This window comes from Streptomyces sp. ATLC9 (assembly GCF_057196705.1).
The window spans coordinates 1-13,503 of record NZ_JBXUOY010000138.1 but is presented as its reverse complement, the minus strand read 5'-3'; the positions used below and the strand labels follow the sequence as shown (position 1 = coordinate 13,503).

Sequence of the window (13,503 nt, the reverse complement as noted above, 5' to 3'; positions counted from 1 at the left end):
CCCGGGTCCGCCGTCCAGGCCGGCCGCGCGGGCCAGTTGCCCGTCGGCGCGGGCGGCGACGACGACGGCGGAGGGCCCGGCCAGGGCCTCAACGCAGCCCCGGGCCCCGCACCAGCACCGGGGGCCGTCCACGGCCAGGCAGCTGTGGCCGATCTCGCCCGCGTTCCCGCTGGCGCCGCGGTAGGTCATCCCGTCGACCAGCAGGCCCGCGCCGATACCGGGCCCATGTACAGCGCGGCGAAGGGCGCGTGACGTCGCGATCCTGGCCGACCGGGTCGCCCCCGACGCGGTCGTGGACGAGATGCTGGTGTCCCTGACGGCTGGGGAGGCCCGGTCCTTCACCGTGCTGACCGGGGCCGACATCGATCCCGCCGCGCTGACGGAGCCGCTGGTGCTGCGCTCCGCCAACGGCCTGAGCGCTCCGGTGGTGCAGTCTGAGTGAACGCTTCGGAACACACCGGGACGGCGGGCGCCGGTCTCTCGGGAGCCGTCGGGCTGGTGCTCGCGCGTCCCGCGCGGCTGCTGGGCACCGAGCCGTTCTTCATGGAGCTCATCGCCGGCATCGAGGAACGCCTGGCCGAGCGCGGCCTGTCCGTCCTGCTGCACGTCGTGGCGGACCAGGAGGCCGAGACCGCCGCCTACCGCCGGTGGGCGGAGCGCGGGCTGGTCGAGGCGGTCGTGGTGGTCAACCGCACCGTCGACGACCGGCGGCTGCCGGTCCTGCGCGAACTGGGACTGCCCGCCGTCCTGGTCGGAGCGGACAGCGGTGACGACACGCCCATGCCCGCGGTCCGCACCGACGACGCGGGGCCGGTGCGCGAGGCACTGGCGCACCTGCTCGACCTCGGCCACCGCCGTATCGCCCGGGTCAGCGGCCCGGCCGGCCTCCCGGTCGCGGAGCGGTGGTCGCCCACCGCCCGGTGCGTGCCCCGGGGCAGCACAGCGCGTTGCCCCGTCCCCTCCACCGCCTGACGCCGGGCGGCGGGAGGACGGGAACGGAACGCCTCCGGGGAGGAAGCCCGTTCCACGGGCTTCCTCCCCGGAGGGTTTACCGGATCCGGACGAGGCCGGCGGCGCGGTCAGCGACCGCGCTGGTTCTTGCCGCTGTCCTTCTTGCCGTGCCCCTTCTTCTTCCCCTGGTCCTTCTTCGTGCCGTGGTCCTTGGCGTGGTGCTGGTTCCCGTTGACGCAGGTGTTGCCGAAAGCCGGGTTCAGCAGGCCGCCGATGTTGACGGTGTTGCCACAGGCGTTGACCGGGATGTGGACCGGCACCTGGACGACATTGCCGGAGACGACGCCCGGGGAGCCGATGGCGGCACCCTGCGCCCCGGCGTCGGCGGCGGCGGCTCCGGCAGAACCGGCCAGAGCGGCACCGGCGGCGGCCGTCACGGCGACAGCCTTGGCAATACGGGACATGAAGAGTCACTCCTTATAGCGAACAAACACCCGTCCGCCTGACTGGAGGCGGTGGTGCCGTGACCAACGCCCGGCCGCCCCGGAGGTCACCGCGATTAGGCCGAACGGTGGTAGAGCGGCGCTCCGGCGGTCGCCCGGAAGGAAGCAGCCGCCTTCGGACGCGGCCGTTTCGCCGGAAGGCGCCCGGGTACCGGACGCCGACTACGTCACCGGCGCGTCGTGGGCGGTCGACGGCGGCATGCCGCGGATGGGACCGCGGGCCGGCTCCCATCTGGGGAGCGACTCCTGGCGCAGTCCCTGAACGGATCGCGCCGGGGGGCGTCCGTTGCTCCGGTTGGTGGGCGCCGGTTTCCCCCCGGTGCCGTGAGAGGGCAGCATCGGTCCGGGACAGCCCGGACGGGAAGGCCCGGCGAGACGGCCTGACAAAACGGCCCGGACGAGAGACGGTGTGGTGATCGGCCGTGACGGAGACCGAGCGCGTGCCGCAGGGCGCACCCTGCTGGGTCACCCTGCTGGCTCCCAACCTGGAAGCCGCACAGCGCTTCTACGGCGAACTCTTCGGCTGGCGGTACCGGCCGGGCTCGCAACGGCTCGGCCACTACGCCGTGGCGCTGGCCGGGGACGTCCCCGTGGCCGGGCTGGGGGAGACCAAGGACAGCCTGCGCACCTTCACCGCCTGGACCGCGTACTTCGCCTCCGACAGCGTCGACGCCGCGGCCGGACGGGTGCGCGAACGCGGGGCGACCGTCGCCGTGGGCCCGGTGCGGTTCGCCTCCGGCCGGGTGGCGTGGGCGGCCGACCCGGCGGGGGCGGTCTTCGGGATCTGGGAGGGCGGCATCGACCCGGAGTGGCAGGCCGGGAGCAGGGTCAACGCCCCCTCCTGGCTGGAACTGCTCACCCGCGACGCCTTCGCCGCCGCGCTCTTCTACGGCGAGGTGTTCGGCTGGGACAAGGGGGACCCCGGACGCTACGACATCCGTTACGAGCACGACCGGGTGATCCTGCGCATCGACAGGCGCACCGTGGCGGGACTGAGCGGCGGAGCGGTGGAGGACGCGCCCGACCCGCGGGTGCGGCCGCACTGGCACGTCCACTTCCGTGTCGAGGACGTGGACGCGGCGGCGGTGAAGGCGGAGGCGCTGGGGGCCGAGGTGGTCTCGGCCCCGGCCGACACCCCCTCGGGGCGGCAGGCGGTCGTCCGGGACCCGCAGGGCGCCCTGTTCTCGGTCGAGAACCGGGCGCCCTGAGCCGGTGAGGCGGGCGGCCGGACCCGCGCGCCCCCGCAGGTCCGGCCGCCCGCCTCACCGCCGAAGTGTCCCAGCGGGAAGCGGCGGCGGCCGCGTCCACCGCCTCGGCCAGCAGGTAGCTGCCCGGGAGGGGACAGATCTCCAGCGGCTCGCCGGCGAGGGTGTCGGGCACGGGGGAGAAGTGCGTCAGGGCGATCCGTACGGCGCATCCCTGACGGCCCGGCTCCTCCGGCGAGGTCCGCAGACCGTCCGCGCAGCGGCGGGTGCAGCGGATGAACTCCTTCATGATCGGTTCACCGGACTCGCCGCCGCTGCGTCCGGCGAACCCGCCGCCGAAACCCTTGGTCCCCGCGACGCCGACACGGGTACCGTCCACCTCCACGACCGTCCCCTCGCCCTTCAGGACGGTCACACCCGTGTCCCGCGGCACGGCGATCACCGGCACCCGCCGTCCTCCGTTCGATACCGGGCGCATGGCAGCGGGCGGGCCGGGCGGTCGGCCGCTTCCGGAACCGCCGGTGGGACACGCGCCGGCGTTGCGTCAACTCACTGTCATACCAGGGAGGTTTCGGGGAAGACCCCATCCGACGAGTCCGCCGCCGACGGAGGTGCACGAAGATGGTCCGCTCCGACAGGTCCGCGCCCTCCCCGAGGTGGATCGTCATCCTCCTGCTGGTGGCCCTCCTGCCGGCCGGAGCGCTGCTGGCCGGGCAGATGCGCCTCCTGCCCGGACTGGAGAACCCGTTCGCCACCGAGACCGAGGACCGCACCGGCCCCGCGGTGCTGAAGTCCCTCAGGGACATGAGCCGCTACGAGGGCGCCTCCGGCACCTTCCAGGTCGTCGTCGACCTGGACAAGGACGCGAAGTTCCTGCCGGACGCGGTACACGGCAGCCGGACGCTGTTCGTCGGCACGGGCAGCGTCGGTGCGTACGTGGACCTCGGCGGCCTCGGCGAGGAGGCCGTCACGGTCGAGGACGACCGCAGGAGCGCCGCGGTACGGCTGCCGCAGGCCCGGCTGGAGAAGCCCGCGCTGGACGCCGAGCGCTCGTACGCCGTCACCAAGGAGCGCGGCCTGCTGGACCGGCTCGGTGACCTCTTCTCCGACAATCCGGGCGACGAGCGGGAGGTCCACCGGCTCGCGGTCGAGCACATCGGCGAGGCCGCGCAGGAGAGCGGACTGGCGGAACGGGCCGAGGCGAACACCCGGGACATGCTGGAGAGCCTGCTGCGCTCCCTGGGGTTCGAGCGGGTCTCGGTGACCTTCGGCGAGAAGGAGGACGGACGCGGCTGAACGCGGGCGCCGGGCCCGCCCCGTCCTTCGCGGGCCGCCACGGGAGGCGTCCCGGCCGGTGAGACCTGCTCCGTTCCCTCCGGGACGCGGCCCGGCTATCGTACCGACCGGCTGGTAGGCGATTCCCGCCCGGCGGGCCGCCGTACGGCCCGGTGACGGGCGGCGGACCGCCCGACGGCCGTGGAAGCCGACCGCCCCGGTCCCGGCCGGGCCCGCCGAGGAGGAACACATGCCACGCGCCCTGTCCAACGGGATGGAACTGGAGTACGACGCCTTCGGTGATCCGGACGGGCCGGTGCTGCTGCTCATCATGGGGCTCGGCACCCAGATGACCGCCTGGCAACCGGAGTTCTGCGGGATGCTCGCCGACCGGGGGTTCCACGTCGTCCGCTACGACAACCGCGACTGCGGCCTGTCCACCTTCCTGGACGACTGCCCGCCCCCGGACATCAAAGCGGTCCTCGCGGGCGACACCTCCACCGCCCCCTACCGCATCGCCGACATGGCACGGGACGCGGCGGGCCTGCTCGACGCCCTGGGGGTCGACGCGGCGCACATCGCCGGAGCCTCGATGGGCGGCATGATCGCCCAGCAGTTCGCGGTCGACCACCCCTCGCGGGTGCGCTCGCTGTGTTCGATCATGTCCACCACCGGGGACCGATCCGTCGGCCGGGGCACCCCCGGGGCACTGGCCGCGCTGGCGGCCCCGCCGCCCCGGGACCGGAGGGAGGCGGGGGAGCGGGGCGTGCGCTCGTCCGCGGCCTTCGGATCGCCCGGCTACCCGGCCGTGCCCGAGGAACTGCGCGAGCGCGCCGAGGCCGCCTACGACCGCTCCCCCCGGTCCGACGGCTTCGCGCGCCAGTACGCCGCGATCCTGGCCTCGCCCGACCGCGCGCCCCTCCTGCGGGCCGTCACCGCCCCGGCGCTGGTCGTCCACGGCGCCGACGACCCCCTCATCGACCGCAGCGGCGGCGATGCGACGGCCGCCGCGATCCCCGGAGCCGAACTCCTGGTGATCCCCGGCATGGGGCACGACCTGCCCGAGCCGCTCTGGCCACTCCTGGTGGACGCCATCGCCCGCAACGCGGCCCGCGCGGACGACCGCGTCACCGCTCCCGGCACCGTCCCCGGCTCTCCGGCCCCTTCCGGTACCGCCCCCGCGGCCTCATCGGGCCCCGGCGCGGGCGGTCCCGGGCTCGGCGGCTGAAGCCCCCCACGCCTCCTCCGGGACCCCGCACCGCCCGGGCTTGACCCTGACACCGTGTGAGGCCCTGGACTGGGAGACGTCATGTTCACCATCGGAGACTTCGCCAGGCACGGCCGTGTGTCGGTCCGCATGCTGCGGCACTACGACGCGATCGGGCTGCTGCGCCCCGCCCGGACCGATCCGGTCAGCGGCTACCGCTTCTACGAGGCGGGCCAGCTCGCCCGGCTCAACCGCGTCATCGCGCTGAAGGACCTCGGCTTCACCCTCGAACAGGTGAGGTCGATCCTCGACGAGTGCCCGGGCACCGAGGAGTTGCGCGGGATGCTCAGACTGCGGCGGGCGGAGCTGGAGGACGCGGTGGCGACCGCCACCGCGCGGCTGGCCCGGGTCGAGGCGAGGCTCCGGACCATCGAGAGCGAGGGACGCATGCCCACCGAGGACGTCGTGGTCAAGAGCATTCCGCCGGTGCGGGTGGCCGCGCTGACCGGCATCGCCGACAGCTTCGGGCCCGAGCACATCAGCCCGGTCATCCAGCCGCTGTACGACGAACTGTGCCGCCGGCTGGAGCGGGCCGGGGTGGAGCCGGCCGGGCCGGGCATCGCCTGGTACGAGGACGCCCCCGGCGGGGGCGGCGCGGTCGTCGTCCACGCCGGCATCACGGTCGCGGCCGGGCCCGGCGCGGAGGACGGCTTCGAGATCGTGGACCTGCCCGGCATCGAGCAGGCCGCCACCGTCGTCCACCGCGGTCCCATGGACCGCGTCATGCCCACCGCCCAGGCCCTGGCCCGCTGGATCGACACCAGCGGCCACCGCTCGGCCGGCTACGCGCGGGAACTGTACCTGGAGTGCCCGCAGGACGGGGAGGGGTGGGTGACCGAACTCCAGGAGCCGATCACACCGGCCTGACCCCGCGGGGCACAGGCACCCGCTCCCGTTCCCGCCCGCCACGGAGGCGGGAACGGGAGCCGGCCCGTCCCGTGCGCCGGTCAGGGCCAGGAGGTCTCGCTGCGCGGCACCACGACCACCTCGGGCATCACGCTGCCCTCGGGAACCGCCAGCGCGCACATGACCGCGTCCGCCACGATGTCGGGGCTCTGCAGCTTGGAGGTGTCCGCGTCGGGGAAGCGCTCCGTCACGAACGGGGTCTCCATGCCGCCCGCGATCACCCCGGTGATCCCGATGCCGGGGCAGTCGCGCTGAGCCTCCTTGAAGAGGGTGTGGGTGAAGGCGCGCAGCCCCGACTTGCCGGCCGAGTACGGTCCGGCCTCGGTCCAGGTGCGGTTGGACGCCGTGGACAGGATGTTGACGATGTGTCCGCCACCGCGGGCGACCATGCGCCGGTAGGTCTCCAGGCACATGTACATCGGGCCCAGCAGATTGGTGGAGACCACTCGGGTGACCTCCTCGGCGGTCAGGTGCTCGATCGGCCTGGAGACGTCCACGGCGGCGTTGTTGACCAGGATGTCCAGTGGCCATGAGGACGCGTCCAGCACCAGGAAGGCCGCCTCGACCGCCTCCGGGTCGCGGACGTCCACCTCCAGGAAACGTACGTCCGCGCCCTCCTCCTCGCTGAGCCGGGCGCAGAACTTCTCACCCTCCTCGCGGCGTACGTCCACCACCCGCACGGCGGCCCCGGCCCGCGCGAGACGGCGGGTGATGGACGCGCCCAGGCCGCGGGCGCCGCCCGTCACCAGCGCGTTCCCGCCTTCCAGATCCAGCCGTACCGCTCCGCCCACGGTGCTGCCTCCTCACTCGGCCGCCGCGGCCGCTGTGGTGTCCGCGCCGGAGTGCCCTCCGGCCGGGGGGCGAAACGGGTGAGTCCGCCCCGCGGCGTCCGTACGGCGCCGTTTTCACCCGGACGGACCAGGCCGCCGCGGACGGCGGGGGAGTTCCGCGCGGCCGGGTCCGGGCGCCGCCGGGACGCCGGCCCGTACCGGGGCCTCAGCGGGGGGTGAGGCGCGGATGCAGCCCGAACAGAGGGAACAGCCGCCCGGTGTCCAGGAAGGCGTTGAGCGCGGTGATCCGGCCGCCGGACACCTCGACGACCTGCAGCGCCCAGGGGGAGAAACCGCCGTCCGGATCCGGCCGGTACTGCCCGAACGCCGGACAGCCGTTCGCCGTGACCGGCACCATGCGCGACCCCCTGCAGCCCGCGCCGTGCCCGGTGAGCCATGCCCGTGTGTCGGTGTGGCCGCGCAGCCACAGCTCGTAGGGCGGCATCGACGGCGTCGCGTCCTCGTGCAGCACCGAGGTGAGGGCGTCGAGGTCGTAGGACTCGAAGGCGCTGACGCAGCGGGCGAGAAGAGCGCGCTGCTCCTCGCCCATCGAGCCGGCGCTCTCGCCGGAGGCGAGCGTGGCGCGGGCGCGCTGGAGCGCGCTGTTGACCGATGCGACCGTGGTGCCCAGCGGTTCGGCGACCTCGCTCGCCCGCCAGGCGAGCACCTCGCGCAGGATCGGCACCGCACGCTGCCGGGGCGCGGCGCACACTTCCGGACCGGCCCGCGAGGTACCGGCCGACCGTCTCCCAGCAAACCACCGGTCACCGACAACCGTGCTCCGGGTGCGGCCCGGGTGCGCTCAGACCTCCGCCCGGTCGGGTTCGGGACCCCGGCGGCGACGGCGGGGCAGCCGGAAGCGGCGCTTGAGTTCGTACAGCACCGGGTGCCGGTCCCGCTCCTCGCGGGTGTAGCGGTCCAGTTCCTCCGCCAGACGCATCGAGCGCTTCTCCACGTCCAGCTCGTCCAGCACCCGGTCGAACTCCGACAGCAGAGCCCCCAGCAGGTGCCACTGGCGCGGATGCTCCTGGACGCGGGCGAGCAGCAGGTGCGCGACCCGTTCGCGTCCGGCGCGTCCGGCCTCCATCTCGGCCGCCAGCCGGTCCTCCGCCTCCTCGGAACTGTCGCTGTCGGCGCTGGTGACCAGGACGGCGAAGCTCTGCACCGCCCCGGAGAGGTGACCGAACAGCTCCTCCACGGCCTCGGCCACCTCGTGCGGGAACAGCGGTTCCTCCTCGCGGGCCCTGGCCAGGTCGGTGAGGGTCCGCGACATCGCGCGTATCACGGTGGTGCAGATCTCCAGGGTGTCCAGGCCCGTCCGCAGTACGACCCGGGACAGCAGCGCCTCCTTGACCCGGGGGTTCAGGCGCAGGCTCTCCTCGGCCTGGACGAGGGAGGCGTCGACCTGCGCGATGTCGTTGTCCAGCCGCCGGGCCTCGTGGAGCCGGGCGGCCGCCCGGTGCACCGGTGTGGGGACGCTCAGCTGCTCGCCCATGCGCAGCAGCAGCAGCCGCATCCGGCCGGCCAGGTCCACCAGCGCCTCCTCGGCGGGCTGCACCCACACCGGAGGCACGAACAGGAAGTTGAACAGCAGACCCACCGCGGCGCCGATCAGGGTCTCCAGCACCCGGCTCAGCGCCAGGTCCGTGGCGTGGGAGACCCCCAGCACCAGCATGGCGCTGATCGCCACCTCCGGGATGAAGTCGCCGGCCCGCACCAGATGCCCGACGGCCAGGGAGGTGAGGATGAGCAGGCCCAGGCTCCACCAGCTCAGGCCCACCAGGGAGCTGAAGCCGACGGCGACCGTGACACCGGCCACCACGGCGTTGACCCGGGTGATGCCCTTGGTGATCGTGGCGAACAAGGTGACCTGGACGACCAGCAGCGCGGTCAGCGGGGCCAGCAGCGGGGCCCTGGCGTCGGTCAGCCAGAGGGCGGCGGAGTAGGCGAGCGTCGCGGCCGCCGTGGAACGGAGGGCCTGGACGACCACCGGCTCCCTGCGCCGCCGCACCAGCTCGATCACGGGTACGGGAACTTCAGGCACACTACGGCCCTTCCCGTCCGCGGAAGATCGACACCGTCTCTCCTCCCAGCGCCCCACCCGCGGAGTCCCGCTGCCGCACCGCCCGGCGGGGCCCGCCCCCCCCGGCGGTGCGGGATGTCCGGGAGGGCGGGAACCGGGTAACCGGCACTGCCGCGGACCGGGCGCACGAGAGCGCCCACCGGGTACCCGCGGGCGGGCGCGGGGTCGCGGTGGCGGGGCGGACGGGCGGGACGCGGCGGCCGGCCGGGCGAGGAGGCGGTGAAGACCAGTGGGACCACCAGGAACGGCGGAACGATGAGCGGGGGTGACCGGACACGGGAGCCCGGAGTCCTGCGCGCGGTCTTCGAGGGCCTGGGCGCGGGCATCTACGCCACGGACGCCGCCGGCCTCCTGATCGCCGCCAACCCCCGGGCCGAGCGGATGGTGGCGCGGCCGGCCGCGGAGATGCTGGGCCATGACATGCACGACCTGCTCCACCGCGACGCGGACGGGGCGCGGATCCCCGGGAGAGCTGCCGGATGCTCGCGGTCCTCACCGATGGCCGCCCCCGCGAGGGGGGGCGACGAGTACCTGCTGCGGGGCGACGGCACCACCCTCCCGGTCATCTGGTCGGCCGGTCCGCTGGAGCTGCCGGGGGAGCCGGCCGGGCTGGTCCGCGCCTTCCACGACTTCAGCGTGCGCAGGGCCGCCGAGTGGCAGACGGCCGCCTACCCGGAGGCGCTGGAGGCCCTGACCACCCGGCTGACCGTGGTGTCGGAGGTCTCCTCCGTCCTCATCTCCAGCCTGGACATCCCCCGGAGGCTCCGGAAGCCGGGCCGGATGCCGGTGCCGGACCTGGCCGACTGGACGGCGGTGGACGTGCTCACCGGGCAGCCGGACGAGGTACGGCGCGTCGCCGTGCACAGCGGCGCGGACCCGGCGGCGGCACCGCAGGCGCTGCTGGTCGCGGGCTGACACGGCCCGGAGACGGCCCGACGACCGCCTGACCGCGCGCCCCCGGAGGGACCGCACCCTTCCGGGGGCGCGGGGACCGGATCACGGGGGCGGGAGCCGGAGTTCGCGGCCGAGCACGGCCCGCGCCGCGGCGATGTACGCCGAGGCGCGGGGCAGCTCGCGGAAGGCGTCTGCCATGATCTCCAGCATCGCGGACAGGGCCTGGACGGGCAGGTCCCGGGTGGTCATGATCCGGCCCGTCCACGCGGTGAAGCCCTCGAACAGCCCCGGATCGTCGACGTACAGCGCGGCCACCAGGTACTCCACGACGCGGTGGAGGTCCTCGACGGTGTACTCCCTCCGGCGCCCGGCGAACTCCCGAAGCCACGGGAACCGTCCGGGCAGCACCGCCATGGCCTCGTCGACGAGCCGCTGGCGGGCCTCGTCGACGAGGGCGTGCTCGCGGTCGGCCAGGTGCGGCAGCGCCTCCTCGGCGGTCGGGGGGAACTCGGACGGGGGCGCGATGCCCGCCGCGAGGCGCTCGGCCGCGCCACGGGCGCTGCCGGCCCAGGCGTCGGCGCCCAGCAGGCGGGCGTAGCGGCCGTCCGGTCCGAACCCGGCGCCGCCCGCCAGCACGGGCACTCCGGCGGCCCGGCAGGCGGTGACGGCCGTGTGGGCCACGGGCAGCCGTACGGGCAGGGAGCACGACAGGGCCACCGCGTCCGGGCCGGTGGAGTGCAGGTGGGACACCAGCTGCCGGGTGGACACATGGGCTCCGAGGAAGTCCACGTGCCAGCCGCGCAGCCGCAGCACCTCGGCGACCAGCCGGGCGGGCAGCGTGTGCCACTCGCTGTCGGCGCAGGCCACGGCGATCCGGCCGAGCCGGGCGGGTACCCGTGCCGCGGGATGGCCGGCGACCGCGGTGACGGCGCGGTCGCTGACGGCGGTGGCCGCGTGCTCCTGGGCGACGGTGAGCCGGTTCTCCGCCCAGCGCACGCCGACCCGCCGCTGCGCGGGCGCGACGATCTCCAGCAGGATGTCCTCGGGCGGGATGCCCTGGTCCAGGGCCTCGGTGACCTGGCCGATGGCGGAGCGCTCGTCCGCGTTCTCCAGCGCCGTCCAGAAGCTCTCCCTCCGGCGCCCGAGGGATTCCGTCTCCGGGTTCACCGGTCGCCTCCCGAACGGACGGCTACGCCCACCGCGCTCAGCGGGGTCCGGTGGGCGGCGGTGACGGCCACCAGCGCGATGTCGTCGTGCTCCCGGCCCGCCAGCCACTCGGAGGTGAGCATCCCGACGCGCTCGACGACGGCCTGGGCGTGCAGGCCAGCGCAGGAGGCCAGCGCGTCGGCCAGGCGCTCCTCCCCGAACAGCTCGCCGTAGGGTCCGCCTCTGGCCTCGGTGACGCCGTCGGAGTACAGCAGGCAGGTCTCCCCGGGCAGGAGAGTGGTGGAGCAGGTGGTCGCGGACGCCTCCGGCAGTACGCCGACCAGGGTGCCCGAGGTGGGGGCGGCCTCCACCTCCCCGTCGCGCCGCAGGAGCAGCGGCGGCGGGTGCCCGGCCGAGGTCAGCCGCAGGGGGATCCGGCCGGTGGCGGGGTCGGGAGCGCCGAACGAGGCGAGCACCAGGGTGACGAACCGGTTCTGCGGGCCGCTCAGCAGTGCGCGGTTGAGCAGGTCCAGCAGCCGTACGTGATCGGACTCGACCAGCCGCAGAGCCGCGAGCGTGTTGCGGATCTTCCCCGTCAGAACGGCCGCCTCCGGCCCCTTGCCGGCCACGTCGCCGAGCACGATGTCGGTCTCCCCGCCGGGGCCGCCGGCCGGGAGCACGTCGTAGAAGTCGCCGCCGATGCTCTGGGCGCTCTGTGCGGGGCGGTAGGCTCCGGCCAGCTCCACGCCCTCCGGATGCGGCAGCGCGGGCGGCAGCAGCTCACGCTGGAGCACGGCGACGGTGGCCACCTGCTCCGCGTAGAGCGCGGCGGCCGAGATCGCCGCACCGGCACGGGCGGCGAAGATCCGGGTCACGGTGTCGTCCCCCGGGGCGGCGCCCTCGCTCCCGGCACGCCGCAGCAGCACCATCGCCCCGGCTACCTCGCCGCTGCCCGGTAGCGGGACGACCGCCAGCGAGGACGGGGGGCCGAAGCCCTCGGGCAACAGCCACGCCGGGGCCCGGCCGGGGTCGACCGGCCGGAAGGAGACCGGCGGGAAGCCGGCCAGCGCCTCGGCCAGTCCCGGCATCTCCTCCGGGGGCGCGGACAGGATCTCCTCCTCCAGCCGCCCGTCGGAGACGGCCCGGGTCACCTCCGGACGCCTGTCCCGTGACAGGCGGACCACGACGGCCGCGTCGGCGAGGTGGCCGGCCGCCAGCCGGGCGGTCGCCACCACGCACCTGCGCGGGTTGAGCGAGGCCTGGAGCCGGGCGGAGGCCCGGGCCAGGAAGGCGGTGCTCTCCCGCTCCGACCGCAGCGACCGCTCGGCGTCCTCCCGGCCGGTGACGTCCGACAGCCACCAGGCGGTGTGCCCGTCCGGCAGAGGGGTGGCGTACGCGGTGAAGGCGCGCCCCTGGAGGGGGCCGTGGGCCGTCGCCGTGGCTGCCGTCGTCGCCGTCGTGATCGTCTCCTCCGCCGCGGTCGTCCCGGTCGTCTCGGCTGTCCCGGCCGCCTCGGTGTCCGGCCCGCCGTGTGCGGCGGCGACCAGCCAGCCGGGCGCCACACCGGTGTCCAGCGGGACTCCGGGGGCGAGGCCGGGCAGCAGAGCCCGCGCGGCGGCGTTCACCAGCGACACCCGCCCCCGCCGGTCCACCGCGACGACCGGCGTCGGCGCCGACTCGACCGCCGACTCGGCCAGGACGCGGCCGTGCGGGGCGGTGGGCCCGTCACCGCCGCCGGTCCGGGCGTGCGCGTCCACGGAGACATCTGGAAAACGAGGAGGGTTGCTCACGGAAGAACAGGGGCACGGCACCCGGGGTGCTCCGCCCGGTCCTCCCTTCGACAGTCGACACGGATGGAGGGTTGTTCTCTGCCAAGATTCTCGCGTAGGGGGTGAGAGGCGCAAACCAGCCCCCTCACGCCCCCCGCGTGCCGGGGCCGCGGTCGGAGGCGGGCCACACGTATGGCAGATCGTCCGGCACGTCGGGGAACAGGGGCGCGTAGTGGTCGGGGTCCTTGCGGACCAGGGAGGAGCGGTGGCTGCGGTGGAAGGACGGCTCGCCCAGCCAGGGCGGCAGCTCACCGGCCGCTTCCAGCTCCTCCTGGGAGCGGGGGACGGCGATGCCGGTCGCGTGCCGCAGATCGGTCAGCATGGTGGCCTCGCAGGTGTCGGCGCGTCCCGCCAGGCGCCAGTGGCGGCAGATCTCCATACCGTAGCGGACCAGCGCCTCCTCGTACCCCGTCCACATGCGTACGGCCGGGTGCCGGGCCCAGCCGTACCCGGGTACGGTCAGGGCGCGCAGCACCTGCAGAGCCTCCACCCGCTGCTTTCCCAGCCGCCGCGCGTCGAGCACACGGGCGGTCCCGGCGAAGTCGGGGAGCGGCAGGAACGTCTGCACGGTGTCCCATCCATCCCTTCCGTCCCCCCTCGGCGCGGACTGCGAT

The 13,503-nt window shown here is 74.8% G+C and carries 14 protein-coding genes and 3 pseudogenes; 8 read left to right on the top strand and 9 right to left on the bottom strand.

Annotated features, from left to right (window positions below):
* The coding region (locus AC2CJA_RS15615) for an ROK family protein (protein WP_484603310.1) at nt 1-189 on the bottom strand (189 nt) is incomplete at its 3' end.
* Nucleotides 190-292: 103 nt separating this feature from the next.
* On the opposite strand from AC2CJA_RS15615, the gene AC2CJA_RS15610 reads away from it, so the two are divergent.
* Together AC2CJA_RS15610 and AC2CJA_RS15605 are read left to right on the top strand one after the other, a co-directional pair.
* Nucleotides 293-442, top strand: coding sequence for a hypothetical protein (locus AC2CJA_RS15610; protein ID WP_484603309.1), 150 nt, complete (start codon nt 293-295; stop codon nt 440-442).
* Nucleotides 439-972 (top strand): LacI family DNA-binding transcriptional regulator, encoded by a 534-nt coding sequence (locus AC2CJA_RS15605; protein WP_484603308.1) that lies wholly within the window; start codon nt 439-441, stop codon nt 970-972. Before AC2CJA_RS15610 ends, AC2CJA_RS15605 begins: the two co-directional genes overlap by 4 nt.
* Nucleotides 973-1,079: 107 nt before the next feature.
* Here AC2CJA_RS15605 and AC2CJA_RS15600 read toward each other — a convergent pair whose 3' ends face one another.
* On the bottom strand, nt 1,080-1,415 hold the full coding sequence (locus tag AC2CJA_RS15600) for a chaplin (RefSeq protein ID WP_484603307.1): 336 nt from the start codon (nt 1,413-1,415) through the stop codon (nt 1,080-1,082).
* 190 nt (nt 1,416-1,605) lie between these two features.
* On the opposite strand from AC2CJA_RS15600, the pseudogene AC2CJA_RS15595 reads away from it, so the two are divergent.
* Together AC2CJA_RS15595 and AC2CJA_RS15590 are read left to right on the top strand one after the other, a co-directional pair.
* Nucleotides 1,606-1,716: pseudogene (locus tag AC2CJA_RS15595) on the top strand (SDR family oxidoreductase); the annotation flags it as partial.
* A gap of 160 nt (nt 1,717-1,876) precedes the next feature.
* Nucleotides 1,877-2,662 (top strand): VOC family protein, encoded by a 786-nt coding sequence (locus AC2CJA_RS15590; RefSeq protein ID WP_484603306.1) that lies wholly within the window; start codon nt 1,877-1,879, stop codon nt 2,660-2,662.
* Between the two features lie 2 nt (nt 2,663-2,664).
* On the opposite strand, the pseudogene AC2CJA_RS15585 reads toward AC2CJA_RS15590, so the two are convergent.
* A pseudogene (locus tag AC2CJA_RS15585) lies at nt 2,665-3,101 on the bottom strand (metallophosphoesterase); the annotation flags it as partial.
* Between the two features lie 179 nt (nt 3,102-3,280).
* Between AC2CJA_RS15585 and AC2CJA_RS15580 the strand changes: the two are divergent.
* The 3 genes from AC2CJA_RS15580 (at nt 3,281) to AC2CJA_RS15570 (ending at nt 6,068) form a co-directional block, all read left to right on the top strand.
* Complete coding sequence (locus AC2CJA_RS15580) at nt 3,281-3,955, top strand: DUF4230 domain-containing protein (protein WP_484603305.1); 675 nt, start codon at nt 3,281-3,283, stop codon at nt 3,953-3,955.
* A gap of 229 nt (nt 3,956-4,184) precedes the next feature.
* A complete protein-coding gene (locus AC2CJA_RS15575; protein ID WP_484603304.1) occupies nt 4,185-5,162 on the top strand; it encodes an alpha/beta fold hydrolase in 978 nt (325 codons plus the stop codon).
* Nucleotides 5,163-5,243: 81 nt separating this feature from the next.
* Nucleotides 5,244-6,068: a MerR family transcriptional regulator gene (locus tag AC2CJA_RS15570; RefSeq protein ID WP_484603303.1), complete on the top strand. Its 825-nt coding sequence runs from the start codon at nt 5,244-5,246 to the stop codon at nt 6,066-6,068.
* 80 nt (nt 6,069-6,148) lie between these two features.
* Here AC2CJA_RS15570 and AC2CJA_RS15565 read toward each other — a convergent pair whose 3' ends face one another.
* From AC2CJA_RS15565 to AC2CJA_RS15555, 3 genes and pseudogenes are all read right to left on the bottom strand, one after another.
* Nucleotides 6,149-6,898 (bottom strand): SDR family oxidoreductase, encoded by a 750-nt coding sequence (locus tag AC2CJA_RS15565; protein ID WP_484603302.1) that lies wholly within the window; start codon nt 6,896-6,898, stop codon nt 6,149-6,151.
* A 205-nt stretch (nt 6,899-7,103) separates the two neighbouring features.
* Nucleotides 7,104-7,640 (bottom strand): annotated as a pseudogene (locus AC2CJA_RS15560) (sigma factor-like helix-turn-helix DNA-binding protein); the annotation flags it as partial.
* 99 nt (nt 7,641-7,739) lie between these two features.
* Nucleotides 7,740-8,981, bottom strand: coding sequence for an FUSC family protein (locus tag AC2CJA_RS15555; protein ID WP_484603301.1), 1,242 nt, complete (start codon nt 8,979-8,981; stop codon nt 7,740-7,742).
* A gap of 294 nt (nt 8,982-9,275) precedes the next feature.
* Between AC2CJA_RS15555 and AC2CJA_RS15550 the strand changes: the two genes are divergently transcribed.
* Complete coding sequence (locus tag AC2CJA_RS15550; protein ID WP_484603300.1) at nt 9,276-9,935, top strand: PAS domain-containing protein; 660 nt, start codon at nt 9,276-9,278, stop codon at nt 9,933-9,935.
* 81 nt (nt 9,936-10,016) lie between these two features.
* Here the strand turns inward: AC2CJA_RS15550 and AC2CJA_RS15545 are convergent, their stop codons facing one another.
* From AC2CJA_RS15545 to AC2CJA_RS15535, 3 genes are all read right to left on the bottom strand, one after another.
* Complete coding sequence (locus AC2CJA_RS15545) at nt 10,017-11,081, bottom strand: cobalamin B12-binding domain-containing protein (protein ID WP_484603299.1); 1,065 nt, start codon at nt 11,079-11,081, stop codon at nt 10,017-10,019.
* Nucleotides 11,078-12,817, bottom strand: a complete 1,740-nt coding sequence (locus tag AC2CJA_RS15540; RefSeq protein ID WP_484603298.1) for a PP2C family protein-serine/threonine phosphatase — start codon at nt 12,815-12,817, stop codon at nt 11,078-11,080. Before AC2CJA_RS15540 ends, AC2CJA_RS15545 begins: the two co-directional genes overlap by 4 nt.
* Before the next feature lie 157 nt (nt 12,818-12,974).
* Nucleotides 12,975-13,457 carry an MSMEG_6728 family protein gene (locus AC2CJA_RS15535; RefSeq protein WP_484603311.1) on the bottom strand — a complete coding sequence of 161 codons (483 nt, stop codon included), beginning with the start codon at nt 13,455-13,457 and terminating at the stop codon, nt 12,975-12,977.
* Nucleotides 13,458-13,503 lie beyond the last annotated feature (46 nt).

Excerpts from the sequence above, each read along its gene's own strand:
- AC2CJA_RS15550 (WP_484603300.1), top strand. The coding sequence starts at position 9,276 with ATGAGCGGGGGTGACCGGACACGGGAGCCCGGAGTCCTGCGCGCGGTC.
- AC2CJA_RS15570 (WP_484603303.1), top strand. The coding sequence starts at position 5,244 with ATGTTCACCATCGGAGACTTCGCCAGGCACGGCCGTGTGTCGGTCCGC.
- AC2CJA_RS15580 (WP_484603305.1), top strand. The coding sequence starts at position 3,281 with ATGGTCCGCTCCGACAGGTCCGCGCCCTCCCCGAGGTGGATCGTCATC.
- AC2CJA_RS15600 (WP_484603307.1), bottom strand. The coding sequence starts at position 1,415 with ATGTCCCGTATTGCCAAGGCTGTCGCCGTGACGGCCGCCGCCGGTGCC.
- AC2CJA_RS15575 (WP_484603304.1), top strand. The coding sequence starts at position 4,185 with ATGCCACGCGCCCTGTCCAACGGGATGGAACTGGAGTACGACGCCTTC.